This is a genomic window from Alteromonas sp. CyTr2 (assembly GCF_947311905.1).
Lineage (GTDB): Bacteria > Pseudomonadota > Gammaproteobacteria > Enterobacterales > Alteromonadaceae > Alteromonas > Alteromonas macleodii.
Genome location: NZ_CAMZMZ010000007.1, coordinates 21,332 through 45,077, shown reverse-complemented (window position 1 = coordinate 45,077; position 23,746 = coordinate 21,332). Strand labels below are relative to the sequence as shown.

At 41.7% G+C, this 23,746-nt stretch carries 18 protein-coding genes and 4 pseudogenes; 8 read left to right on the top strand and 14 right to left on the bottom strand.

Features of this window, described 5'->3' with window-relative positions; all coding sequences use genetic code 11:
- Positions 1-3 precede the first annotated feature (3 nt).
- Both QME20_RS06135 and QME20_RS06130 read right to left on the bottom strand, forming a co-directional pair.
- Positions 4-576, bottom strand: coding sequence for a hypothetical protein (locus QME20_RS06135; RefSeq protein WP_239241150.1), 573 nt, complete (start codon positions 574-576; stop codon positions 4-6).
- Positions 573-1,467 (bottom strand): annotated as a pseudogene (locus QME20_RS06130) (WYL domain-containing protein). The gene QME20_RS06135 and the pseudogene QME20_RS06130 overlap by 4 nt, the downstream one beginning before the upstream one ends.
- A gap of 267 nt (positions 1,468-1,734) precedes the next feature.
- Between QME20_RS06130 and QME20_RS06125 the strand changes: the two are divergent.
- Positions 1,735-2,844 (top strand): ATP-binding protein, encoded by a 1,110-nt coding sequence (locus QME20_RS06125; RefSeq protein ID WP_049588282.1) that lies wholly within the window; start codon positions 1,735-1,737, stop codon positions 2,842-2,844.
- Positions 2,837-3,571 (top strand): hypothetical protein, encoded by a 735-nt coding sequence (locus tag QME20_RS06120; protein ID WP_049588284.1) that lies wholly within the window; start codon positions 2,837-2,839, stop codon positions 3,569-3,571. Before QME20_RS06125 ends, QME20_RS06120 begins: the two co-directional genes overlap by 8 nt.
- Positions 3,572-3,644: 73 nt before the next feature.
- Here the strand turns inward: QME20_RS06120 and QME20_RS06115 are convergent, their stop codons facing one another.
- From QME20_RS06115 to QME20_RS06095, 5 genes are all read right to left on the bottom strand, one after another.
- A complete protein-coding gene (locus QME20_RS06115; protein ID WP_080986439.1) occupies positions 3,645-3,941 on the bottom strand; it encodes an RNase H1/viroplasmin domain-containing protein in 297 nt (98 codons plus the stop codon).
- A 65-nt stretch (positions 3,942-4,006) separates the two neighbouring features.
- Entirely contained in the window at positions 4,007-4,414 is a 408-nt protein-coding gene (locus QME20_RS06110; protein WP_281715634.1) for a DUF2787 family protein, read from the bottom strand.
- A gap of 200 nt (positions 4,415-4,614) precedes the next feature.
- Complete coding sequence (locus QME20_RS06105) at positions 4,615-5,061, bottom strand: DUF6641 family protein (protein ID WP_061095828.1); 447 nt, start codon at positions 5,059-5,061, stop codon at positions 4,615-4,617.
- Between the two features lie 18 nt (positions 5,062-5,079).
- Positions 5,080-7,113, bottom strand: coding sequence for an AAA family ATPase (locus QME20_RS06100; protein ID WP_281715633.1), 2,034 nt, complete (start codon positions 7,111-7,113; stop codon positions 5,080-5,082).
- Positions 7,114-7,120: 7 nt separating this feature from the next.
- Positions 7,121-8,017 carry a tyrosine-type recombinase/integrase gene (locus tag QME20_RS06095; RefSeq protein ID WP_049588295.1) on the bottom strand — a complete coding sequence of 299 codons (897 nt, stop codon included), beginning with the start codon at positions 8,015-8,017 and terminating at the stop codon, positions 7,121-7,123.
- Positions 8,018-8,099: 82 nt separating this feature from the next.
- Between QME20_RS06095 and QME20_RS06090 the strand changes: the two genes are divergently transcribed.
- Positions 8,100-8,405 carry a hypothetical protein gene (locus QME20_RS06090; protein ID WP_139125438.1) on the top strand — a complete coding sequence of 102 codons (306 nt, stop codon included), beginning with the start codon at positions 8,100-8,102 and terminating at the stop codon, positions 8,403-8,405.
- Between the two features lie 790 nt (positions 8,406-9,195).
- Here the strand turns inward: QME20_RS06090 and QME20_RS06085 are convergent.
- Positions 9,196-9,780: a hypothetical protein gene (locus tag QME20_RS06085; RefSeq protein WP_015067949.1), complete on the bottom strand. Its 585-nt coding sequence runs from the start codon at positions 9,778-9,780 to the stop codon at positions 9,196-9,198.
- Positions 9,781-10,478: 698 nt separating this feature from the next.
- On the opposite strand from QME20_RS06085, the gene QME20_RS06080 reads away from it, so the two are divergent.
- On the top strand, positions 10,479-11,549 hold the full coding sequence (locus QME20_RS06080) for an XRE family transcriptional regulator (RefSeq protein ID WP_015067950.1): 1,071 nt from the start codon (positions 10,479-10,481) through the stop codon (positions 11,547-11,549).
- The gene (locus QME20_RS06075) at positions 11,533-12,048 is read left to right on the top strand and encodes a PIN domain-containing protein (RefSeq protein WP_015067951.1); all 516 of its coding nucleotides are present in this window, start codon (positions 11,533-11,535) and stop codon (positions 12,046-12,048) included. Before QME20_RS06080 ends, QME20_RS06075 begins: the two co-directional genes overlap by 17 nt.
- Before the next feature lie 23 nt (positions 12,049-12,071).
- On the opposite strand, the pseudogene QME20_RS06070 reads toward QME20_RS06075, so the two are convergent.
- The 3 genes and pseudogenes from QME20_RS06070 to QME20_RS06060 all read right to left on the bottom strand — a co-directional run bounded on the left by QME20_RS06070 (position 12,072) and on the right by QME20_RS06060 (position 16,059).
- A pseudogene (locus tag QME20_RS06070) lies at positions 12,072-13,357 on the bottom strand (site-specific integrase).
- Positions 13,358-14,011: 654 nt separating this feature from the next.
- The gene (locus QME20_RS06065; protein ID WP_061095220.1) at positions 14,012-15,223 is read right to left on the bottom strand and encodes a permease; all 1,212 of its coding nucleotides are present in this window, start codon (positions 15,221-15,223) and stop codon (positions 14,012-14,014) included.
- Between the two features lie 203 nt (positions 15,224-15,426).
- A complete protein-coding gene (locus QME20_RS06060; RefSeq protein ID WP_015067954.1) occupies positions 15,427-16,059 on the bottom strand; it encodes a cation transporter in 633 nt (210 codons plus the stop codon).
- 1,175 nt (positions 16,060-17,234) lie between these two features.
- Between QME20_RS06060 and QME20_RS06055 the strand changes: the two are divergent.
- A pseudogene (locus tag QME20_RS06055) lies at positions 17,235-17,408 on the top strand (IS5/IS1182 family transposase); the annotation flags it as partial.
- 156 nt (positions 17,409-17,564) lie between these two features.
- Positions 17,565-18,368 (top strand): annotated as a pseudogene (locus tag QME20_RS06050) (cytochrome d ubiquinol oxidase subunit II).
- Between the two features lie 189 nt (positions 18,369-18,557).
- On the opposite strand, the gene gdhA reads toward QME20_RS06050, so the two are convergent.
- The 3 genes from gdhA to hmpA all read right to left on the bottom strand — a co-directional run bounded on the left by gdhA (position 18,558) and on the right by hmpA (position 21,932).
- Positions 18,558-19,910 (bottom strand): NADP-specific glutamate dehydrogenase, encoded by a 1,353-nt coding sequence (gene gdhA / locus QME20_RS06045; RefSeq protein ID WP_049588184.1) that lies wholly within the window; start codon positions 19,908-19,910, stop codon positions 18,558-18,560.
- Positions 19,911-19,935: 25 nt separating this feature from the next.
- Positions 19,936-20,337, bottom strand: a complete 402-nt coding sequence (locus QME20_RS06040; protein WP_239241824.1) for a GreA/GreB family elongation factor — start codon at positions 20,335-20,337, stop codon at positions 19,936-19,938.
- Between the two features lie 404 nt (positions 20,338-20,741).
- A complete protein-coding gene (gene hmpA / locus QME20_RS06035) occupies positions 20,742-21,932 on the bottom strand; it encodes an NO-inducible flavohemoprotein (protein ID WP_281715632.1) in 1,191 nt (396 codons plus the stop codon).
- A 197-nt stretch (positions 21,933-22,129) separates the two neighbouring features.
- On the opposite strand from hmpA, the gene norR reads away from it, so the two are divergent.
- Entirely contained in the window at positions 22,130-23,710 is a 1,581-nt protein-coding gene (gene norR / locus QME20_RS06030) for a nitric oxide reductase transcriptional regulator NorR (protein ID WP_281715631.1), read from the top strand.
- The last annotated feature ends 36 nt before the right edge of the window (positions 23,711-23,746 follow it).

The following is a 23,746-nucleotide window of genomic DNA, read 5'->3' as shown; positions in this document are numbered from 1 at the left end:
CCACTAATGCAGGTTCGTATTTGCTGCACTATCGGCTAGTTTCTTTGGTAATTTTTGTAGTAACTGAGCCATTTCTTTATCTGGCCAAATATATTCTTTCTGACCTTTTACGCCGCAAGGCCTGTGGCTTAAATTTGCGCTATATCGGTACGGGCTGATATCCGCTACCGAGGTATTCTTGTAATACAATCCATAATCAATTTCTTGAGCTACCTGATTCATCGTACCTTGTACCGAACGATTACAGTTTGTATCGAACGTAAGTGGTTGGTAGTTCGTCGCAGCGGCATTAACGAGCTCAGGCGGCATGTCGCTTTTCAACAAGGTGTTAATAAACACATCGTTTAAATGCCAATCGAGGTTTGCGAAGTCTTTCTTGGTCAGGCATGGAATAAACAACGTGAAACGTGTCGCATCATGCACCGCGATCACACATTGTCTTCTTTGGATGGTGATTAGATTTGCATGCCAGTTTAGCCACTGCGCCTGAATGCCTATAGCACTCGCAGTTTGTTCTGCCACTTTCACTTTTTCAGGCAACTTGGCGTAAAGCTTCTTGGTGCAATGGAGGATCACTGATCACCACCACTTCCGTTGTCTTTAGCTTCATACCCCGGCGCAATCGCTAAGTTTTGCACGTTGTTTAGCGTAAACCGGTTTTGTAACCAAAGTTGGTACTCCGCGCCTTTTAGCGTTCCGCTCTCGGTGCAGTCCACATTCCACCGTCTTAACAGGTAACCAGCCATTGCCGCTCGCACTTCGATAAGCAATTGCTTGTTCGCCATGCCATAATCCATTTCTATCGCGGTGGGGGTGCTCTACATTCTTTGGATGTGGCACGAGTTGAAGCGGAATAAGGCGCTGCCATTCGGTATCTGCTTGGGTGCTTTCATCTTCATTCGGCGTGTCTTTTAGTGTTACTTTGCTAATGCGCGTTAACACGAAGTCTCGGAAGCTTTGACTCTTTCGATCAAAGGCACGAACGTGCCAGCGTAGGCCATTGTCCACTATCGAGTGCGGAACGAGCTCTCTGGCATTGGAACCACTAGAAAGTGACGTGTAGATAACACTAACCGCTTTGTTATTCAGAATAGCCTGAACAAGACGAGCAACTATAAAAATATCTGGCACATTTAGACTAGACGGTGCTTCTACTGGGAAATGGATATCACCTATTGCATCAACCCCATCGGATATGTCATTTGCGAGTTTGGTTAAGGTACGTCTTGCATCATGCTCAAACACACTTTTAAACTGAGGTGTCTGGAAGTAACGCTTTTCTCGCGAATCGTAAGACAGGTTATCCGGCGCAAGCTCTTTGTAAATATTGAAATCGCGTGAACCTGCCGACAAACCGATCTGAAAACGATTAATTAAGTCCTGGCGATAAATCGCACCTTTGAACAACAGGCAAAAGTCGATGTAGGCAAGGCGCTGTTTTTGAGCAAAGCTGATTGAATCGAGCATCGTCCCTGTTTACGCTTCTATACTTTAGTACAGTGTGGTTCATTTTGAGACGGTTGTAAAGCAGATACATATTTAACTGCTCATGAATCGGCGCTTAAACTCCCTCTTCCTTTCTTCAAGTTCTACTTCTGTTGAGGCCAAGAAGGAGAGTAAATATCGTAGGGCGACTTATGAAACAACTAAAATTCAAAAGATAAAAACTGTACCGTAATTTTTTTACGGCACGATAAAGCTGTGCTATCTTGACACAGAATATTGGAGACTACGATGCTTACTTATTTTTCGGTGCAAGGATTTAGGAATTTTAAAGACAAACTAGAATTCGATCTGCGAAGCACTAACAAGTATGAATTTAATACACATGCTCTCAAAAACGGCACTGTAAACCATAGTGTCATCTATGGTGAGAACGGGAGTGGGAAATCAAATGTCGGTTTAGCGATATTAGATATCGTTTCACACGTCATACCTGATTCAACCGTGCAAATAAATACATTGAAAGATAACTTTCTCAATGCGGATACGGATGAGCAACACGCAAACTTTGAGTATGAGTTTGAGATCGAAGGACATGAGGTGGTATATCGCTATGGGAAAACTGACGATTTGAGCCTTGTGTATGAATCACTCCATATAGACAAGCAACTAGTTGCGGAAATAAACAGAGACGAAGGTCATAAAGCTTTCTTTGATTTAGATGGTAGTGAAAATCTGAAAACTGACATATCCAGAGCTGATATCTCCATCATTCGTTATCTCAGTATGTCTGTGCTAGATGAGACTAGACTTAACTATATTTTTGATAAGTTTATTGAATTTGTAGGCGGCATGGTGTTCTTTCGAAGCCTCAATCGAACTGAATATCAAGGGCAACGGATTAGCTCAAGTAAACTTTCAGACGAAATAATAGGAAAAGGAAAAGTCCAAGAATTCGAAAAATTTTTGAATGAAGTGGGTGTAAATTGCAATCTCGACGTACAGGGAGCATCAGACGACCAATATATTGTCTTTAAGTATCGGAACAAGACAATAGAATTTTCGAGAATAGCCAGTACGGGAACATTATCCTTGGGTATTTTTTATTATTGGTACTTGCAGTTGTGTGACAAAAAAATAAAGTTCGCGTTTATTGATGAGTTTGACGCTTTTTATCATTTTGAGCTGTCGAGAAAAATTGTAAACAAGCTCAGCGAACTAGAATGTCAGACTGTTTTAACAACTCATAACTTATCACTACTCGATAATGATCTTCTCAGGCCGGATTGTTATTTCGAGGTTAGCGACAACAAAATCGCTCCTTTCTCAAGCTTGGTTCATAAGGAACTACGGAAAGCTCATAATATAGAGAAAATATACAGAGGAATGAGGATTGAGTAGACACGTTTTACTGATTTTTGAGGGAGAAAAAACCGAGCTTAATTATTATCAAAGTCTGAAAAAAGCTTTTTTCGATCAAGACGAAACTGCGGTTTGCGTCTGTGTTTTTGGAAATGATGTTTACGAGCTTTCCGAAGAGCTTTTGGAGGACCCTGATCTAGACGTGGTTGAGTTATTACGGGAGTCGAAAACCCAACCAAAGAATCAGGAGGCCTTAGCTGGCATATCTCGACATAAATTCACAGAAATTTATTTGTTCTTCGATCTTGAATACAATGATGATAAATTTTCCTTTGAAACGCTAGAGACATTCATTAATCTTTATTCAGATGAGACTGATTTAGGATACGCTTTCATCAACTATCCTATGGTCGAAGCTACAAGGCATGTAAAAACTCCAGAATCATTTTTATCGAGCCAAATTAGCGTAAGTAGCTGTAGAGGCAAAATATACAAACGCCTTTCAGCTGAAGAGGGAACAAAAGAGTTAAGTGATGCGAGAAAGATAACTCATTCTGACTGGATACAATTAGCGTGTATAAATCATAAAAAAGCTTGTCTTATAACGAACGAAGAGCATGAAACACTTACCAGTCAACTGTCGATATTATTATCACAGAAAAGAAAGGTACAAACGTCAGAAATCATCTTCATTTTGGCAGGTTTACCTCTATTTCTCGTCCATCATTTTGGACTATCGCTCATAAACTCATTATCTACCGAATAACCGAGCGGTTGTAATATAGACGGCATGGAACGACAGAGGTTATCTGTACAGCTCCATGCACTTGACGTTCTAGCTAGTCCAAATTCCAAGGTGGAACGTCAACGCCGGTAATAACACCCGGCTTTGTCTTTTTAACTTTTTGGGGTTTGTTTTCTGATTCAGTCACTACCTTAGCCTCCTTGAGAAAGCATCTATAGGCACGCCTTGCCTCTAATAGTGACGGAAAACCTTTATAACGGTTTCCGCTGTAACCTTTGACTTGAGCTTCAGCTTCTTTCCACGTTTCGTACACTCCTGGCTCTCGACCCACAAAGACAGAATAGGCCGCTTTCTTACTGGTAACATTGAGATTGGAAACACATCTCGACACAATATTTATCCTCACTGTTTTTCAATGCTCCTTATCTGTTTACAGTTTTAAAAAAAGTGCCTAGTCTATTCTGAGATGTTTATCGAAAACGCTTCCAACTCAATCCAGTAATGCAGAAAATTACCCTCCCATATCTGATACAGATCGGTTGCCTGTTCGATAGGAAAAACGCCGAAAAGGTTTTGAAATACGCCTGCTTGGAAATCAAAGTCGAGGTCTTTTGCTAACTCTGCACAAGGGCCACTCCCGACGTAAACGAAGTCTGTGATATAGCACAGGTGCCAAGTGTTATTTTGCCGTTCCAGTCTAATTTCGACAGGATGAAAACCTCCACTCTCGGCTGAGTAAGTCGGGTCACGAAAGTTAATAGTTACACTATTACCCGAAATGCCCTTTTCGTTCAGCATAACCGTTATTGCGTTAGTAAACTTGTGGGTAACAGGCAAAGCTAGCCCTTCGCTGTGAATGCGCATAATTTGGTTCCTTGATGTTAATTTGAAATAGGTTGGCTTTTTTGTCGAAGCGAGCCGCATAAAAAGCTAATTTAGTTGTATGTGCAGCGTTAAGTTGCTTGTTGAAATAAGGGTTGATTGTTCGTTATTTGATTTATTACTGCCGCATTATTGAAAGAGAAAGGGCGACACTGATTATCACCCTTTCAACGGCTCTACTTTTATTGACTTTTTGGCCCCGCCTTTTTAGGAACAACTGGTTTGAGTAGAGCACTATCAAGCTCACCTTTTTCAATCGCCTGTATAACGGTATCTATAATCTCGGGCAGCTTGGCTTTATCGCCAACATCTATCGCAGGTTTACCTTTTTGAAGTTCAATAGGTTTATTACCTACTTTTATTTCAATATAGTAGTGTTCGTCGCTATCGTAATACCACGGTCGAACAGTGGTGGGTCTGCGCTGAGTGGTGATTTCACCTGTTTCAGGGTTCTTAACTTTCTTTTCCTTAAACGCCTCAAAACGTTTGTTGTCGATAAGGCATTGCGCCATCTCTTTTTGTTGCTCCAACCTTTCAATAAGTTTTAAACGCTTACCGATAACGGGAGGTTTAGGCTCAATTTTAGGGCGAGCGATGACCTTGAGCGAACTCAATACGGATGTAGACATAGTGTTTACCTCTATGGGTTAGTGAGGGCGAATAAAGCCCGGTTGGGGTTTTGCTTGTTTACGTTGGTTTTCATCTGCCAACAAGTTGATGGCAAAATCTCTTATTGATACGTTAGGGCGAAACTTGGTGCGGCGCGCCAAGATGGCAAAGTCACCTGGAGTAAGGTATTTCAGTTGAAGTAGCGTTTCACTCTCTGGCTCGCTTAGCCTTTTAACTCTTGTTATTTGTTTATACAGCGCCAGTACTTGCACTGAGGTTAAGTACTGACAATCAAGCTTGAAGTCGAAACGACGTAACACCGCTTTATCTAGTTTGGTGACAAAGTTTGTAGCGGCAAATAAAGGTTGAGTGAAACACTCTATTTGCGTTAGAAACTCATTAACGAACTGAAGCTCATGTTGAGCACTTAGCCCTTCCCGAGCACTGAGCAAGCTGTCGACTTCATCAAGAAGGATAACCTGCTCCTCTGCGTGTGCGCGTTGGAAGAGTTCGGCAATTTTCTGTTCGCTTTCACCCACCCATTTACTTAATACGTCCGAGCATTTAACCCGCAAGAGCTTTCTATTGTTTAACTCAGCAAGATAATGCGCATAGGCGGTTTTACCTGTACCTGGCGGACCTGAAATTAACGTTCGACTAGGTAGGTTGTGTTTCAGCGCATAAGTAATATCATCAAGGTAGGCTCGTGGTTGTTTGATATTAAGGTAGCTTACTTTAAATGGGATTTCGCCTTTGTAGTTAAGCTTGTCTTGCCATTGCTCTGTCGCTCGGAGAGAGTACTCAACGACATCGTTTACCACTGCTTCTGCATCGCCGCTCTTTGCTTCAACTGTGTGCGCAATGTGAGTAGCATTTGCCACTATCGCAGGCGTGATATTCTCCACCTGACTGATTCGCTTTCGAACAGCAAGAGACAAACCCAAACCGCGATAGTAAGAGCGCGTAACGCTTTCTATCTCTTCGGGTTTCAATGACGGTACATGAACGGCGAGTTTGAACCTTCTGATAAAGCTGACTTCAAGACTCTGCACATAATTAGTTATCCAAATACAAGGGATGTCGTTTTGCTCGATGAAACGCTGCAGGTGCTCTTTACTGTACTGGCTATCAACATTTTCAAATAAGCCCTCACACTCGTCGACTAACAACATAGCGTTAGATTTATTAGTGAGTAATGAGTTAAGTAACGAAAGATAACGAAGCCTGTCCTTGTTAGGGAAACGGCTGTTAAATTCATCATCAGCATATTTGCTTGCTAGTGCCGTAGAGCGGATTTCATAAAGCGTTCTGCCACAACGTTTCGCTAGTGCGCGAGATAATTCCGTTTTGCCAGTTCCAGAGTCACCGTACAGCAATACACTTGTACCCACTCTTCTAGCTTGCGTAGCAGCATTTAAGTATCGCGTTAAAAGCTCTGTATTGACATGCGGAAAATCCTTGAGCCCAAATGCAGCGTTAGGAGACGGGTGAAGCAGCGGCTCGACCAGCATCTCTCTAGAGGTTATTTTTTCAGTAAGTAACTTACGGATAAGCACCTTAGGCATTTCGCCAAAATCATACGATAAAAAATCCACATCCGGTAAGAAACCATATTGATTCAATCGCGCTGTAGCATGAGTAAACTGCTCGTCATTAACGCCTGTAATGTCTTTAATAATTTCATTCAGAGACAAATGGCTAGCTTGTAAATGCACGGATGAAGCTAACGCCCTCAACCACTGATTTACTTGAGAAAGTAAAGCGAACTGAACAAGCAAATCGGTTTGTTTCGGCAAATCCATTAGGCTTCTGATGAAGCTACAGTTGTCTAGAAACGTTTTGGTAACCTTAGGCTGTCTATCACTAATAGTTAAGCATGCTTTATAGTTAACGCTTTCATTTCTGTCTGTGAAAAACGGTACGCTTGAAACACTGCTTCCGCGCAGATTAGACGCAAGGCTTTTACTAAGTACATCGGTATCAACTGATGGCAAATATCGAAGTAACCGCTTGCCCCACTCACACGCAAGATAATGCAGCTCACCAGACTTTCTTAACACTTTATGAGACATATAGACCTCACAATTTGTAGGAAAGTAAGGAGGCAGCTTGTTGCATGACCTTTTCACTGCGTTTGTCATACATAATCGTCGTACTGATATCTGCATGCCCTGCCATCTGTCGAACGGTATTTAAATCGACATTCTGCTCGAGTAAACGTGTGATGAAAGTACGTCGAAGGTCGTGTGGTGACACTCTCTCAATGCCAATGGCAGACAATGATTTACGAATTAGAGAATAAACAGCACATGAAGATAAGTGAGTATCGTGTTGGATGTTCCCACCTCTCGCTACTCTGTGAAACAAATAACCTTTGTGTTTACCACGTAACGCTAGCCATTCGTTTAGCGCGTGCTGCGCCCACTCCGGTAAGTGAACGGTACGGCTCTTGTTCCCCTTCCCTTTCCTCACAATAAGTGCCGAGCCTGCTACATAGTCTTGAAGTAATAGCGCAACTAGCTCACTTCGCCGTAGCCCCGTTCCAAGGAGTGTTGCCAATACAGCATAATTACGGATACCGAGTACGGACGTATTTTGTTTCAAATATGCGAATAGCGTTTGAACCTGCTTGACCGAAAGCGGCTTACCGTCATGCGCGCCGTGGCTCACTTTGCTGATAGCGCGGAGCTGAACTAATTGTATTTCAGGCGCAAGACCTGACATAACAGCCACGCTTACAATACTGCGTATTGCTGTAATTGCTCTGTTTATAGACCGTGCAGACCAGCCATTAGCAATAAGCAATGCTTTGATATGACTAGCTTGCTGAAAGTCTATCTTGTGGTACATCATCTCACGCTTTTTTTCGGGCCAACGTAGCAAATCGGCGATACTATTGAGCTGTGAAGCAATAGAACGCTGACTATTAGGTGCAAGTCGACCTAAATACAGCGTATAGGGGCATGCAGCATTCATAAAATGCTCCTATATTTAGTTTAAAAGTATTGAAATAAAATAGGATTGCTGTGAAAAGCTAAATATATGATAGCGAGGGTTGGTGAAAGGTAATACGGCTGTTTTGTACCAGTTTAGTGAAGCTAAGGTACGCAGGCACCTTAGCTTTAATGGTTTGTTGTTATTGCTTCAAGAAGGTTTCAACGAACTCCTTTTGGGTACATCGCCCCCTATTACTAACCCACTTACGAAAAGGGCTGCAAAAGTGCTTGAGGTACTTGATAGAAGGTCCATAATCCCAGCTGAATTCCCCGGAATGAATATCTATTCGATGACGAGCCATCAACCTTCTCAGCTTTCTCCGCTCATTATCACTTTGCTGAGCAGCAATAACTTGATGAGCACCTAAGTTCTTAATACAGTTTAGTAATCTGAAGTCTAACTGAGTCGATGTACATAACTTATCGAGGTCGTAGATAAACAAATTGTCGAGAGCTATATGCTTATCAACTAGTGAAATCAGCTCCTCCCAACAGGTTGCATTCTTCAGTTTTACTTTCTTCTCGATGCGGGTGCAAGGCTTGTTTAGACTGGGTGCACTCGGTCTGCCAGACCTCAAGAGTTTTTCGTTTCGGCTGTACGCTGTGACTCTAACTGTGGACCGCAAACTTCCGATACCTACTCCTGTTAGTGATCCATTTTCAACATAAAACGCACTTTTTTTGCTTCCGCGTAGCTCAACGCCAATTGACCCAAGCGGGCGAAAGAAATCAGTCGCTAGATGAAACATTGATATACTGAACAAGGGAGTAAAGCCTTGCCTCTTATTACATTTTCGGGTGAGATATTTAAACCAGAAACGAGCAACGTCATAGTGATATCTGGTTAGCGGAAAACCTTTCAACTGAATTAGAAGCTTTTCATCGATAGAGTATCTGTAACCAGTGCTTATAACTAAACAAGGTGTTTCAGTGTTTATCTTTCCATATTGAAATTCTTTGCACAGCGGCAGAATTACACTCTGCTGGTAACTTCTAGAGCGCTTCATGATGGCGTATGGTGAACAATGGTTCTTGAACGAAAGCTTTTCCACACATTTGAACAAAGATTGCTCAAATTGGGCCAAGTTTTCATTTGATAGCCCGGTCACTAAGATGTTTAGGGCGTCTATGTCTACATTGATTGTATTTCCGCGCATATTAAAGTTCCTCCTCTGATTCTTCCAGTTCTATGAGGCAATTCTCGAGGTCTTCAATTAGCGCTTGCACTAGCTCTTCGTCGTCAATTAGCGTAAATATTATTTTTGCAATTGCTTTTTCATCTTTGACCGTTAGCGCTTCTTTCAACCGAGAGAAGTCAACATCCTTAGTTGGCCCACTTTTGGGGGCATCAACAGTTTCGCTAATACATTGTTCAACAAATTTCTTTGTGACGCTTTCCGGTGAGGGCTTAGATTTTATTTTCAGATTTTCACAGACCTTACGCCATACTCGATACCTTACATCAACATGAAGTTTGCGCATTGCTAGTAGTGATGAATTGGAATACTTACCAACAGGTAGAGATAAGCTTAAAGCTATCTCACCTGCTTTTGCGTGTTCAAACAGCATTGAGTAACTTATACTCGGAAAGGTTTCAGTACAGAAACTCTTGAAGTTTGGGAAGCCAATAACACTATAAGCCTGATTGATGTAAAGGGTTGTAACACTTTCTGCAAAATCGCAGTGTGAATCATTTATAAGATCGATTAGATCGTAAATTTTATCTTCATTTAATAAACTCATTTTAATCTCCGTAACAAATTGACTGACTATCAGCGACACGAAATTGCCGCTCACGGAGGAATTAGAAAAAACGACAGCGATCTGCATAAAAAACAAATAAAAAAGCAGAACAATTAGGAATAACAACCAACTCAAGTAATATAAGGCTATTAATCATACCCTTACACCATTATTTAGAAGTAAATCCTGAGCTCAGGATTAGTAAGCACCCTTATAAATTTGAATTACACAACTACGAATTAATGATAATCGACAAAAAGTGACCTAGAACATCAATTCCATTATCAAAATGTGCTCTATTAAGCACGCTGCACAGTCATATTAAGATTATTGTGGTTTATCACTCATAACGAAGCATTGGCTTGATTTACTTCTTTTAGGACAAAGTGATGTACCAAAGTATCTTAACTCTGATGCTCTGCCGTGCATGAACAGCCTTGCCTGGAATAGCAATTTTCTTTACTGGGGCACCACAGAAAGTCATATAAGGTATTAATTGGCCAAGTTAGATATATCTTTTCTCTTTAATTCAAATAGCGATAAAAACCGATGGTGATAAGCCATAGACTCGTAGGTCTCATTAGAGGAATTAGCACAAGTCCACTAATTGCGGCCTAGTTAAAACATCGACATCAACTCACCCATGGTTTATAATTTAGTGGAAATAATAAAATTTATAAACCACTTGGAGATTGACTATGTTTTCAGAACGTTTGATGCGAGCACGTAAAGCTGCAGGTATGTCTATGAACGCTCTGGGCATTGCAATTGGTGTATCTGCTAATGCTATTAAGAAATACGAACATGGCGAAGCAATGCCGTCATCAGGGAAGCTTTATAAACTCGCAAAGACTTTAGGAGTCCGCTCAGAATACTTTTTTCGACCAACAAAAGTGGAGTTGGGACATGTTGAGTACCGAAAACGTTCTAATACCCCACAGAAAACTCTCGACCGTATAAATGGCGATGTTCTAGATCAAGCTGAATTATGGACTGAATTGCTAGACCTTTTTCCAGATTCTGTCCGTCCGATAAGTAAATTTACTCTACCAGGTAATTTACCCGAGACAGTTGATTCTGAAGAAGCAATTGAATCTATTGCTGAACAAATGCGGAAAGAGTGGCAGTTAGGTCTTAACCCTATTCCTGATATGATCGATTGCCTTGAATCTCGAGGCATTATGGTTATCTGTACCGACGTCAATATAGGTAATAAGTTTGATGGATTAGCCGGACAGATCAACGAGTCACCAGTTATTGTTGTATCAACAACACAGCCTGGAGATCGACAGCGGTTTACACTAGCTCATGAGCTAGGTCATTTAGTATTGCACGGTCGGTTACCTGATACTATTGACGAAGAGAAAGCATGCAACCACTTTGCAGGTGCCTTTTTACTACCTTTGATAGCAATCAAACAACACCTTGGCACATATCGGCAGGCTCTTGAGCCGCGTGAGCTATTTATGCTTAAGCAAGAGTTTGGCATTAGTATGATGGGCATTTTGGTTCGTGCGGGTCAGGCAAACGTAATTTCATCATCTTTGCAAAAGCAATATTACATGAAATTCAATAAGCTCAAGTGGCGTACACGGGAACCAGGCACCGCCTACCCTCAAGAAACAACATTTCTTTACAAACAGCTCGTCTATCGAGCGTTAGCGGAAGATTACATCACAGAATCAAAAGCTGCTGAATTTTTAAAAATGCCACTTTCAGCATTCCACAAAGAACGTAAGCTAGGAATGGCTGATGCAATTACTAATTAGTGACGCAAACATCCTAATTGATATGGAAGAAGGGGAACTGCTGCCACAAATGTTCCAACTTCCTTATAACTTCTCCATCCCCGATATCTTGTTTTACGAAGAACTAGAACAAGAACACAACCATTTAATTGAGCTGGGTTTGAGACTTGATGAGCTTGAGGGAGAGTTAGTAAGTTATAGCGTAGCGCTTGTTGAGCAATATCGAAAACCTAGCCGCAATGATTGTTTTGCGCTTGCGTTGGCGAAACATCATCAGTGCCCACTTCTTACTGGAGACAAAGATTTACGAGCCGCAGCAGAAAATGAAGCTGTTGTTGTCATGGGCACAGTGTGGCTCTTAAAACAACTTGTAATACTACAGCTTATTACAGCGGACGAAGCGAGGACCTCATTAACTCTAATGAAAAATGCTGGCCGTAGGCTGCCATGGCGGAGAGCTGAAGAGTATATTTTAGAAGCAGAACAGCAAATATTGAAAGAACATACACTTGAGCCATGAGTATCAGGAACTATACCGTTGCTTTAAATACAACCACGCCTTCTGTACTCAGCCTCCCAAACCTTGAAGCGCTGTGTAAGTAACTCTTTGGTTTTTAAACCTCGTGCGAGCGCACGTTTGCTTTTTGCCCTTTCTTCTTTATTTTCGAACGTTACTCCGGATAGCTCCTGCTCAAACATACTAGGGACGACATGACTGTAGTGTTGCTCTATCATCGCAATGCTAGTACCGCATTGTCGAGCAAGTACATCAACTCTTAAAGTTCGGCTAAGTAATTGCCAAGTTATGTAAGTATGGCGCAGCGAATAGAGTGTTCTTGGTCCATCTGGGCTGGTCTTCAGCTCTGCTTCTTCTAATGCAGATACAAAGGTTCTACCCAGTTCATTGGTACTTGAACCGTCTGCTAAGAGAAATATCTTGTCGGACGGTCGGCGATTAGGAAAACGATCCATTAAATTCATTAGGGGAAAGACAAATTCATCTTTGCACACAACGGTTCTAGTGCCAGTATGTTTAGTGGTCTTGCCTTTTCGTACCTTGATTTTAAAAATAACTTGGTGCTCTTGTCTCGTCATTAAGATGTCAGCCCAAGTCAGTTCTTCCATTTCAGTGCCAGGACGAATACCTGTATTGACAACTACGTCAGCATAATCAAGTAAAAGTTCTCTTATTTGCCTTGTCTTTTCCTTACGGCTGTTGTCTCTCATACTTTCGAGAGTTTCAACGACCTTCTCATATTCAACTTCGCTGAAAGCAGCACGTCTAGCCCCCTGCTCTCCTTTGTTGCTTAATACTGGAACCTGAACTGGCAACATCCATTGGTTTTCAATCGCTGCTTTAAACACCATTTGTAGCGCAGCGTTATGATTTAGAAGAGTCGATTTGTTAAGAACCTTACCAGCCTTTTGTATTCGCCAAATGTCGAACTCTTTAAGCTTGTCTTGGTCAATAGAAGTGATATATGTACGGTCAAAAAATGGAATATGATATTTTTTCAAAGCCCCAATGTAGTCTTTGTAGCTAACTTTTCCACCGCCGTGAGCAAGCTCATGTTCCATAGCAAGAATGCTTTTTGCAGCTACATCGCGAAAACGCTTGCTCGTTGTGAGTGTTCCGGTTTCCGCTTTTATTTTCCACTCCATACGTAACAGTCTAGCCGCTGCTACAGCTTCTTCTTTATCAACTTGTTTAGTTGATTTGCAATGCCACTTCCCGAAAAGTTGAAAACGGGCGTACCACTTTTGCTGTTATCTTGCAGGAAAACGTAGAGCGTGTCGTCGATGTCATGTCTTGCTAACTGCTTAGCCATAAATACCCATTTGCAAAGAAAAAATAATGCGCTTACTTCGAGTATATATGGCTTAGTTACAATAGCTACCTGTTTTATATAGATATTTTTAGGTTATGTTAATACACATTAACGTGACCTATTAGTCTGAATCTAGAAACCTGGTGGCGGTTCAAGTCCGCCCACTGGTACCATCTCTTTTCTTACCAATGAAAGAGATAACAATAAGCCGACGCAAGTCGGTTTTTGTGTCTGAAATTCGTTGAACGCTTTATTAACGCATAACCTTCGAATCTTCAGCGTTCGCTGCGACCGACTAAGCCATAGTTTCACTGTGAAAGTAAATAGGACAGTCACTTTCCCTAGCTATATTTGATAATGGCAGCTGATTTTATAAATCCCCCACACAGCCGAAGTTCTTAGCCTTTTAATATGAACAAAGATCTAATTGAGAAATGGGCTAACAATTAAAATGAAGAGCAGTCGCTATATTGAAGCTGAGGATATTATACTGTCACAATACCAGTGAAAGGCGTTCCAAGCGTCTTTCACTGGCTCCTTGTTTTAAATGAAAGAAACTTTGCTCGTTTATGGGACTGATTTGAAACTTAGAACAACTTCTAATATTAAAACTCAAAATGAAAGTTAACTAATTCATAAAGTTGCGCTTGTAAACTATAAAAATGGAAGCACAGCAATACCAATTGCAAGCCATACATACGCGATTATCGAAAGCGTCAGCAATACCCAATCGCCAAGGCTTTTACTGCCTGAGGTCGATTTCTCTTTTTTGGAGTAATGCCAAAAGATGAATGCGCCGGTTAATGTAAGAAAGGCCACATTCAAGAAAAAAGCGTAATCAATGTTGAAGAACTCCCGATCGGTCATCGACTGAAACCCGGAGGCATCTGGTAAGTGCCCCAAGAGATCGAGTCCGTAGTGCATGACGAGCGAGACTCCTACAAGGGCACATAGAAATACAATCAGTATATAGATAGCCATTTTCCAGCCATAGTACTGCGCCTGAATCCGCAACACTGGAAATACCACCAAATCACTAAAAATAAACGCCATTACTCCGGCGAAACTGACCCCCTGCCCGAATAACACCGCCGCTAGCGGAATGTTGCCCATTGAACCAATAAACGTAAAAAAAGCCGCGACTGGGCCTACGATTGTCTGTGCGAGAATTTGTAAAAAGGAATTCGACTCCTGTCCGGCCCCTATGAAGAGAGATTGAAAAAATTCAGTGGGAACGAATACCGCGATGATACCGGCAACCGTAAATCCAATGGTTACATCTTTCCATACCATCTTCCATTCCATTGTGTAACGGCTGGCAACTTGGTGCCATCCTGCTTTACTCATTATTTTATCTTTCCAGCCTTTTTCCTTACTATTTGCCTGGCTGTCGCCTCCCTCTGCTTTTTTCGCGTGTGATTGCGCTTTTTCCTCAAGCTCTTTTTTACACGTCAGTTTGACCAAAAGCCACACGGCCAGGATAAGCAGAATACCACCGACATATTCTCCTACAACGAACTGCCACCCAAGAAAAATAGAAATGATTATGCCTAATTCCACCACCAGGTTGGTGGACGCCAACATGAAAGCAAGCGAAGGAACTAAGCCTGCACCTTTTACAAATAGGGCACGCGTCGTCGATAACGCAGCGAAGGAACATGAACTGGAAATAAAACCAAAGAAAGTGCCCAATGCCACACTTTTAGGGCCGGCTTTTCCCATGGACTTTTGCATGCGCTCTTTGGTCACAAAAACTTGGATCATTGAGCTTATTAGGTAACCAAGCGCGAAAGCCCAAAAAGCCATCCAAAACAGACCCAAGGTAGTGTGAGCCGCCTCTTGCCATTGCGTTAAAAACTCACTCATTGTTCTCTCCTTTAAGACAATGTTAATCAATCGCCGATTCAATTAATGGCTTTATGGATTGCTGCGTATTTGTATCTCAACCATCGGTGCATGGAACATTACATTCTGTGCTGTATCATGATGCCTGAGCCTGAAGCACTTGGTTGATACGTGACGAAACAAGTCAGTGCTAAGAGAATGAATTATTTAAGGTGATGCGGGTATTACTTCTCATCAATACTGATGTCTCTTGCTTTAGTGTAAGCTTCCCAACCTTCTTTTGCTGCATAAGGTACAATGAGCAATGCCGCCACAGGATCAGCCCACCACCAACCAAACCAATTTACCAATAACAAACCGGCAAGGACAACGATCGTTTGGTATAAGCAGATAAAGGTATCTTTAGCATCGGCGAGTAACGCCGGGCTATCCAGCTTGCGGCCATATTTTCTTTTGAAATGAATCAAAATCGGGTTGATAAGCAAGGAAGTAACTAAAATGATTAACCCCATAGTGCTCCAGCTTGACGTTTGCTGACTAAGAAGTTTTGTAACGGAATCATAAGATATAAATATGCAGACCAAAGTAAATGATACGGCAATCACGTAGAGAGTGATTTTCTTCCGTCTATTTACTTGTTTTTTATCAATTCCCTTAAGTTCGCCGTGTAGACGCCAGCCTAGCGTGGTAGCGCTTAACACCTCTATTGTACTGTCCAATGCCCACCCTATGAGCGCTGAACTATTAGCAATTATTCCTGCGATTAAAGCTACTATGACTTCAATTGCATCATAGATGACATTTAATATTTGAAGCGTTCTGGCCTTTTTTAAATCACTTTTTCTTGTTGGTTCCATGTTTTACCTTTTATATATTCCATCCAATAAAATCTTCATATTTTTTCGCACTCGTTCTATACTTGTTTCTTTAGAAGTCAAGTAAGCTAATTACGCCATTTCCAAAACTTGCCTGAGTACAGATAAGCACTGCGTACATGGGGTCCATTGTGACCAGGTTTTATAAAAGGGGCCTACCACATTTTCCAGACAACATTTACTAAAAAGGAAAAGAAATGACATTTGCTTGCGGGCTTGCAGACAAATGTTTAATTCTATTCATCACGCGCTTTATCTGAACGTAAGTATTTCCACAACGCAGCCACTGCCCCGATTAGGACCATCACTACCAGTAGCCAGATCAAACCCATACCTATCATCATTTCAACCCCCATCGTCTCTCCCATACAATTCATCATGATTTATGTACTCCCTAATTGAACCACCCGCATTTATGTAAACCGGCAAAGCCATAATGACGTCAAATTGAACCATCATAGGCCTTAGAGTGCAGTACCCTTAGACTAGAGGTAGGCGGGCACTCTTGGCTCCAATTTTTCCATAGGTTTTTGCGTTCGCTTTTTGTTGACAAAGACTTGGCTCATTGAGCTTATTAGGTAGCCAAGCACGAAAACCTAAAAAGCCATATAAACAGTGCCAAGGTAGTATGAGCAGTCTCTTGCCATTGCGTTAAAAACTCACTCATTGTTCCCACGTTTTTGGCGATGTTAATCCATCCCTGATTCAATTAATGGCTTTATGGATTGTTGCGTATTTGTACTTTAACTATTGGTGCGGGGATCATTTGGCAAGGCCTGACTTTCCTAGACACTTTCTATGTCCTTAAAATACTGCCTGTCATATTCTGTTGGTGACGTGCTTCCGTTGGCAGGATGAGGTGTTCCGGAAGACTATTACATTTGATGATTTTTACTATTACAACCTGATAAGTAAGCGGAAGAGATTTCTTGACATTGTTCGTAGGAATGAGGCCTGACTTTGCAAAGAATTTGCAAAGCTTCTCAATGTAAACATATACCCATGATTTCAATAAAGTAATGTATGCGCATTTATTTCAAAATCCGTTGCTAGCGATAGCGTGGCGGTTCAAGTCCGCCCACTGGTACCATCTATTCTTTTTGAAGTAGATACTGAAACCGACCTTTGAGTCGGTTTTTATTTTTTGGGCTCTACGCAGCATCCGGGCGAAAGTGGAGCATCCGTTTCCGATCACCAAATGTCAGTTTGGCTTTATCAAAGCACGCTATAAAGGACTGATGAAAAATGACTCACAGTTAGCCATGTTATTCACCTTGGCAAACCTGTTTAAAGTAGACCAGATGTTAAGGCGACAGCCAAGATCTATCTGAAATCTGGAAATCACCCGGAATAAGGCCGAAATCAGGCCTAAAAATGTAGTATATTGGCCTGAATTGAGAATTTAGCGTTCAAAAGTTAGACGGCGAATGCAAAGGCTGGATCAAGAACTAAATTGCAGGACTTATTCGCAGTTTCTTTAGCTAGCGGTGGGTTTACTTTTAATTGCCTTTCCACAGGCACATAGTGCAATCTTACAAACTTTATATCTGCCCGCCACTTTTATGCTAATGGGGCTTATTTTAAGGGGAGTGTCTTTCGACTTCCGCGCGAAAGTTGCTCAAACGGAAAAGAAAAAGTGGGACACCTGTTTTAAATACGGTTCGCTGTTTACGACGCTCTCTCAGAGATACATGTTAGGAATATGGGTAACCGGCCTGCGTACCGATCTGTATGCGCAGGGTTTTGCTTTGCTATCCGATTTCGGCGTTACCGCAGCTTTTGCGTTTATCGGTGCTTGCTGGCTTATTCTCAAAACAGAGGGTGACTTACAACGAAAAGCCTTCTACTGGGCAAAGCGATGCCTGATGATCCTGGCTGGGGGCATTATTGCCGTAAATTTTTTAAATTTAACGCTGCACGCAGAAGTGAGGGCACTCTGGTTAGAAAGCCCCCTGGGCTTTTTGTTGATGGCTATACCTGTAACGTGTTTTGGTTTACTGGCTTTAAGTAGTGTCGTGCTACAAGGGCTGCCGTAGGCGGACAGGAAAGGTGAACGGCTGCCTTTTGCGTTAGCTCTGCTTGTATTTCTGCTATGTTTTGCTGCGTTTGGGATAAGTTACTATCCCTATATTGTACCGGGTCAGCTCACCATCATGGATGCGCTGGCAGACGCGAATTCTCTTCGCTTTTTGTTGGTAGGTACCGTGATTGTTGTCCCTTGTATTCTCGCTTACACTGTCATGGTATACCGAATATTAGCCGGTAAATCGGAAAAACTTTCTTATTATTAAGAACAGTAAACAGGCTGTAGATTTGCCTCATCTGTATTTAATAGTAATTAAAGTGATGTTTATAAAAGTCAGCTGCAGTCCCGTCACCGTGACTAGATGATGATGAGGTTCTGATATTTATTTGTTTCTTGCATTCAGACTAGATTTGACATGAATTTCGAGGCGATCTGAATTCACTTTAAGCGTTTTTTAAACTACACCTTGCTCAATCATTGCGTCTGCAACCCGACGAAAGGCAGCAATATTAGCTCCTAATACAAGGTTACCGGGCGCACCGAATTCTCTTGCAGTCTCACTGGCTCGTAGATAAATATCCTTCGTTATTTGTAGTAATTGACAATCGACTTGCTCGAAAGTCCATTTTTGCATACTGGCGTTTTGCGCCATTTCTAACTGACTTGTCGCTACTCCCCCGGCGTTAGCGGCCTTACCCGGACCATAAGAAATACCGGCTTTAAGAAAGTACTCTACCGCTCCTTGTGAAGAAGCCATATTTGCACCTTCACTCACCAATTTGCATCCATTAGAAACCAGTGCTTCGGCATCACGAGTTGTTAACTCATTTTGTGTGGCACATGGAAACGCTAAGTCTGCCTTGTATCGCCAAATAGTATGTCCTCCTGAAGGATATTCACTGATCGGAATGAACTGTGCCCTGGGGTGAGACTTTAAGTAACGTAAAAGCGAAGTACGTTCTTTTTCTTTGAGTTCCTTAATAAGAGACAGATCCAACCCTTGCGCATGATATAGCGTACCGGTTGAGTCACTACAGGCAATAGGAGTAGCACCAAGTTGATAAAGCTTCTCCATTGCATAAATAGCGACATTTCCAGCACCGGACACGAGGCAACGTTGTCCTTGTAAGTTTTCGCCTCGTGCATTAAGCATGTGATCTGCGAAATATACTGTTCCATATCCTGTTGCCTCCTTTCGCGCGTACGACCCCCCCCAAAGCAAACCTTTTCCGGTAAGTACGCCCTCATATTTCCCGGTCAGTCTTTTGTATTGACCGAACATGTAGCCTATTTCTCTGGCGCCTACACCAATATCACCGGCAGGCACATCAGTATTGGGTCCAATATGACGATAGAGTTCGTTCATGAATGACTGACAAAAACGCATTATTTCGGCATCGCTTCGTCCTTTTGGATCGAAATTTGCGCCTCCTTTGCCCCCCCCAATTGGCAGGCCAGTTAACGCATTTTTAAATATTTGTTCAAATCCTAAGAATTTTATAATACTGGCATTGACCGAAGGATGAAAACGAAGTCCTCCTTTGTACGGACCAAGTGCCGAATTAAATTCAATGCGGTATCCCTTATTAATCTGTATATTTCCGCTGTCATCTTGCCAGGGCACCCGAAACATAATTTGTCTTTCGGGTTCAACTAATCGCTGTATAATTGAATGCTTCGCATAATAGTTGTTTTTTTCCAGAACAGGTTCCAGAGTTCGCAGGACTTCCTCAACAGCCTGATAAAATTCAGTTTGTGCCGGACTGCTTTGTTTTAGCTGAGAAATAGTAGTACTTAAATAATTCATAAATCAACCTGTTAATGATTACCTTCTAATCACAGACGAGATAACGGACTTTTCTTTTTACTTCTAATATATCAATTTGTTGTTCGCCACTTTTAGTATTCCAGCTAATTTTTTGACCAGCTCTTAAACCTATTAATGCCGAGCCAATTGGTGCGAAAATTGAAATGCCGTCTTCGTATTTATGCATATCCAATGGAAGGCAGAGTGTTTTAGTCAAGTATTTATCAAACTTACTTATTTTAAATGTAACCTGAGAACCTATTGCCACGACGTCTGGAGCAAGATCTTTAATGTTAACGACTTTGGCGCGAACTAATTCTTTTTCTAATTCGTCAAACCTTTCAGCCGGTAATTTAATTTTTCTTAGCTGTTCTTCAATATCACTCAAGTCTTCATATGAAATTGTGATGTTAGGTTTTCTTGACATGATAATCCTTCCTCTTTGAATTAAAAATCACCCGCAGGAAAGCCTTCCCTGTGAGGAAATAGAAATTTAATCTATAGCTTTAATTTATTCCGGTACGGAATTTCTGGTTTTAGATAAATAAGAGGCGGCCGAATGCAGAACTGCATCCGGCTTAATTGGGTAAGGTGAGTAAAATGCTCTTGTTGAGATTACAGTGCTTAGTCATGATTTCCTCATTGCTGTCACTGATACTAATACTTAATAAAAAAATAACAAGAACTTTTAAGATTATATCGCTCCGTATTTAAGGAATTAGCAGTGAAAAATTCTGAGCTTTTCATCATGAGCAATATTTTATTCTTTAAGGTATTTTTCTTGCTGATTTATCAAAGAGTTTATTGGCGTCAATCATCGTTGAAACTTGATTAAACTTCTTGATGCGGCCCGAATAATTCATAATTGATTCGCGATTGACTGACGCCCAAGGCTAATAATTCATGCTTGATAGCAAGCATAAATTGCAAAGGTCCACAGAGATAAAACTCGCCCTCTTTCAGTGGTAAAGAACCTTTAACGTCTTCTATTTTCATTCTTCCGGTAGTTTCATTTTGACTACTGCTAACGTCATTTTCATACCACGTGTGCGACTGCAGGTTCAGAGTACTCTTAACACTCTCAACATGATCTTTGAAAGAATGCTGATTTCGATTTTTACATGCGTGAAGATAGGTCACCGGATGTGCGAAGTTCTCTTTTACTAAAGAATCTAACATCGCTTGCATAGGCGTCAGACCCACACCTGCAGAAATCAATATAACCGGAGTATCAAGTTGTTTTAGATAAAAGTCCCCGGCAGGGGGCATGACCAAGACTTCATCGCCAACATTTATTTTTAAATGAAGATAATTAGACATTACACCACACATTTCACCCAGGCCTTCCCGTTTAACACTAATGCGATAGGATTTTCCATTCGCGGCAGTTGATAGTGAATACTGCCTTATTTCATCATGCTCACTACCATGAGGATGCACCTTTATTCCTAAATACTGGCCCGGTTTATAATCGATAACACTACCGCCATCGACGGGCATTAAGGTAAAACTGGTTACGAGTTCGGATTCGGTCTCTTTTGAGACGACAGAAAAGGCTCTGAAGCCAGACCAGCCCCCCTTTACAGCAGCTCTTTGTTGATACAATTCACTTTCAACTTTAATGAAAATGTCTGCTAATTGACCATATGCAGCTGTCCATGCCTCTTCAACATCAGGAGTAAACGCGTCCGGAGCCAATTCTCTCAATGTCTCAATCAGATGATGTCCCACTATTGCGTACTGTTCGGGCTGGATATTAAAACTGGTATGCTTGTGTGCAATACGCATAACGGCATCTGTCAGTAGCTCTAACTGATCTATGTTGGCAGCGTATGCAGCTATCGCATTAAATAGAGCCGCTGGCTGACGACCTGTTTTTTGATGCGTCATGTTAAATATATTTTTAAGCTCAGGATTATGTAAGAACATTCGGGCGTAAAAATGTTCGGTAATTGCGGTTCCTCCCGAAGCAAGTAGTGGAATGGTCGCTTTGACAGTATCTATATGAGTTTGAGTAAGCATTAACATACCTTTAATGACGTTAAGTATTTGGTAGCTATGAGTAATGCGACTCGTGTGCCAAATTTTATTTCACTTAGTATCAATGTGTTACGAATAACTCTTTAAACTATGTGTCAAAATGACTCATCACTTAATGAGCTAATTAGGATCGTTTGTGTCATAATGACCTATGCTTCGTGTTAATATAAAATGGTCTCATGAGTAAAATATCTCAATTTAGTTTGGTTAACTTTGCCCTTGATCTGTCCGCTGCAGTTTCGATGAATTGTTTTTATGAAAGTTTGATTTCTGCGGTTTGTGCAACTATTAAAGCAGATGCTGTAGCACTATTGATTTTTCGACACGAGACACTTGTTCCCGTTGCGCAGAGAGGGTTGTCCGATGACGTCATGGGGCGACGGTTTATTCCAGAGCAACATCCACGTTTAAAAGCAATCTGTAGCACGAGGGCGGTCACTCGCTTTTCAGCTGATTCGCCGTTACCAGACCCCTATGATGGAATGATTGCAAGTCATACCCATAATATGAACGTACATTCCTGTATGGGAATTCCTTTATATAAAGATGAAACGTTGCTAGGTGTACTTACTCTCGATAGCCTGGAACCTAATGAGTATGATGCGCTTGATGCCGCTTCAGTTGACACACTGTCCAGGCTGGCAGCCCGGCTTTTATATGCTGCGTTATATATCAGAGAGTTAAATAAACAGAAGACTCATACTCAGCATGTATTACGGACAATGAATGAGAATAGCTCTGAGCATCATCAGGGTGAAGAAATGATAGGAAATAGTGTTACGACAAAAAAATTAAAGCAGACCATTCGACTGGCAGCTTCGTCCGACCTCACAATTTTGGTGCAAGGTGAAACTGGTGTGGGCAAAGAACTTGTTGCCCGTGAGCTACATTATCAATCAAACCGGCGGAATAAACCGCTCGTATATGTAAATTGCGCTGCTATTCCTGTTCATCTGATAGAGAGTGAACTCTTCGGCCACGTGAAAGGTGCGTTTACCAGTGCCGTAAACGACCGCGATGGTAAGTTCTTACTTGCTGATGGCGGAACATTATTTCTGGACGAAATTGGAGAGCTTCCGCTTGAAATTCAGGGTACATTGTTGAGAGTAATACAGAATCAGGAAATCCAGGTGGTCGGTCAGGATAAGAGTCGAAAAGTGGACGTTAGAATTATTGCTGCTACGAATAGAGAGTTAGGGCATGAAGTTCAAAATAAACGCTTCCGGGCCGATCTTTATCATCGTCTCATAGTGTTTCCGATATATGTCCCGCCTCTCAGAGACAGACAAAGCGATGTTCCGCTTCTGGCAGGCTATTTTGCAGAGAAAATGCGGCGAAGTCTGGGACTGCAAAAGTTGATACTGGCTAAAGAAGCAATTTATAAACTGACAGTTTATCACTGGCCGGGAAATGTAAGAGAGTTAGAGCACGTAATATCACGCGCAGCACTTTATGCTCGAGAGAAGAATCCAACCGGAAATACAATAATTGAGCCATCTGACATTACCGGTTTAACCGTGTCTTCAGACTCTTTAACAAGTAAAGACACAGATTCGTCCACCGTATGTTTCGAGACCGATAGCCATACCGACTTACGGGAAGCAACAGATAAATTTCAACGTCAACTCATTATCAAGGCATTGCATAACGCAGAAAACAACTGGTCTAAGGCAGCCAGATCTCTGTCAATGGACCGTGCAAATCTTGTCAGACTGGCGAAGCGCCTTAATATCACCCTAGTGAAAAAGATAAGAACGTAGCTTTTCGTTCACAGAAATTATAGATATTGTCTATAC

Coding starts and splice junctions, on each gene's coding strand:
- QME20_RS06125 (WP_049588282.1), top strand. CDS start 1,735: ATGCTTACTTATTTTTCGGTGCAAGGATTTAGGAATTTTAAAGACAAA.
- QME20_RS06110 (WP_281715634.1), bottom strand. CDS start 4,414: ATGCGCATTCACAGCGAAGGGCTAGCTTTGCCTGTTACCCACAAGTTT.
- QME20_RS06105 (WP_061095828.1), bottom strand. CDS start 5,061: ATGTCTACATCCGTATTGAGTTCGCTCAAGGTCATCGCTCGCCCTAAA.
- QME20_RS06100 (WP_281715633.1), bottom strand. CDS start 7,113: ATGTCTCATAAAGTGTTAAGAAAGTCTGGTGAGCTGCATTATCTTGCG.
- QME20_RS06095 (WP_049588295.1), bottom strand. CDS start 8,017: ATGAATGCTGCATGCCCCTATACGCTGTATTTAGGTCGACTTGCACCT.
- QME20_RS06085 (WP_015067949.1), bottom strand. CDS start 9,780: ATGAGTTTATTAAATGAAGATAAAATTTACGATCTAATCGATCTTATA.
- QME20_RS06080 (WP_015067950.1), top strand. CDS start 10,479: ATGTTTTCAGAACGTTTGATGCGAGCACGTAAAGCTGCAGGTATGTCT.
- QME20_RS06075 (WP_015067951.1), top strand. CDS start 11,533: ATGCAATTACTAATTAGTGACGCAAACATCCTAATTGATATGGAAGAA.
- QME20_RS06065 (WP_061095220.1), bottom strand. CDS start 15,223: ATGAGTGAGTTTTTAACGCAATGGCAAGAGGCGGCTCACACTACCTTG.
- QME20_RS06060 (WP_015067954.1), bottom strand. CDS start 16,059: ATGGAACCAACAAGAAAAAGTGATTTAAAAAAGGCCAGAACGCTTCAA.
- gdhA (WP_049588184.1), bottom strand. CDS start 19,910: ATGAATTATTTAAGTACTACTATTTCTCAGCTAAAACAAAGCAGTCCG.
- QME20_RS06040 (WP_239241824.1), bottom strand. CDS start 20,337: ATGTCAAGAAAACCTAACATCACAATTTCATATGAAGACTTGAGTGAT.
- hmpA (WP_281715632.1), bottom strand. CDS start 21,932: ATGCTTACTCAAACTCATATAGATACTGTCAAAGCGACCATTCCACTA.
- norR (WP_281715631.1), top strand. CDS start 22,130: ATGAGTAAAATATCTCAATTTAGTTTGGTTAACTTTGCCCTTGATCTG.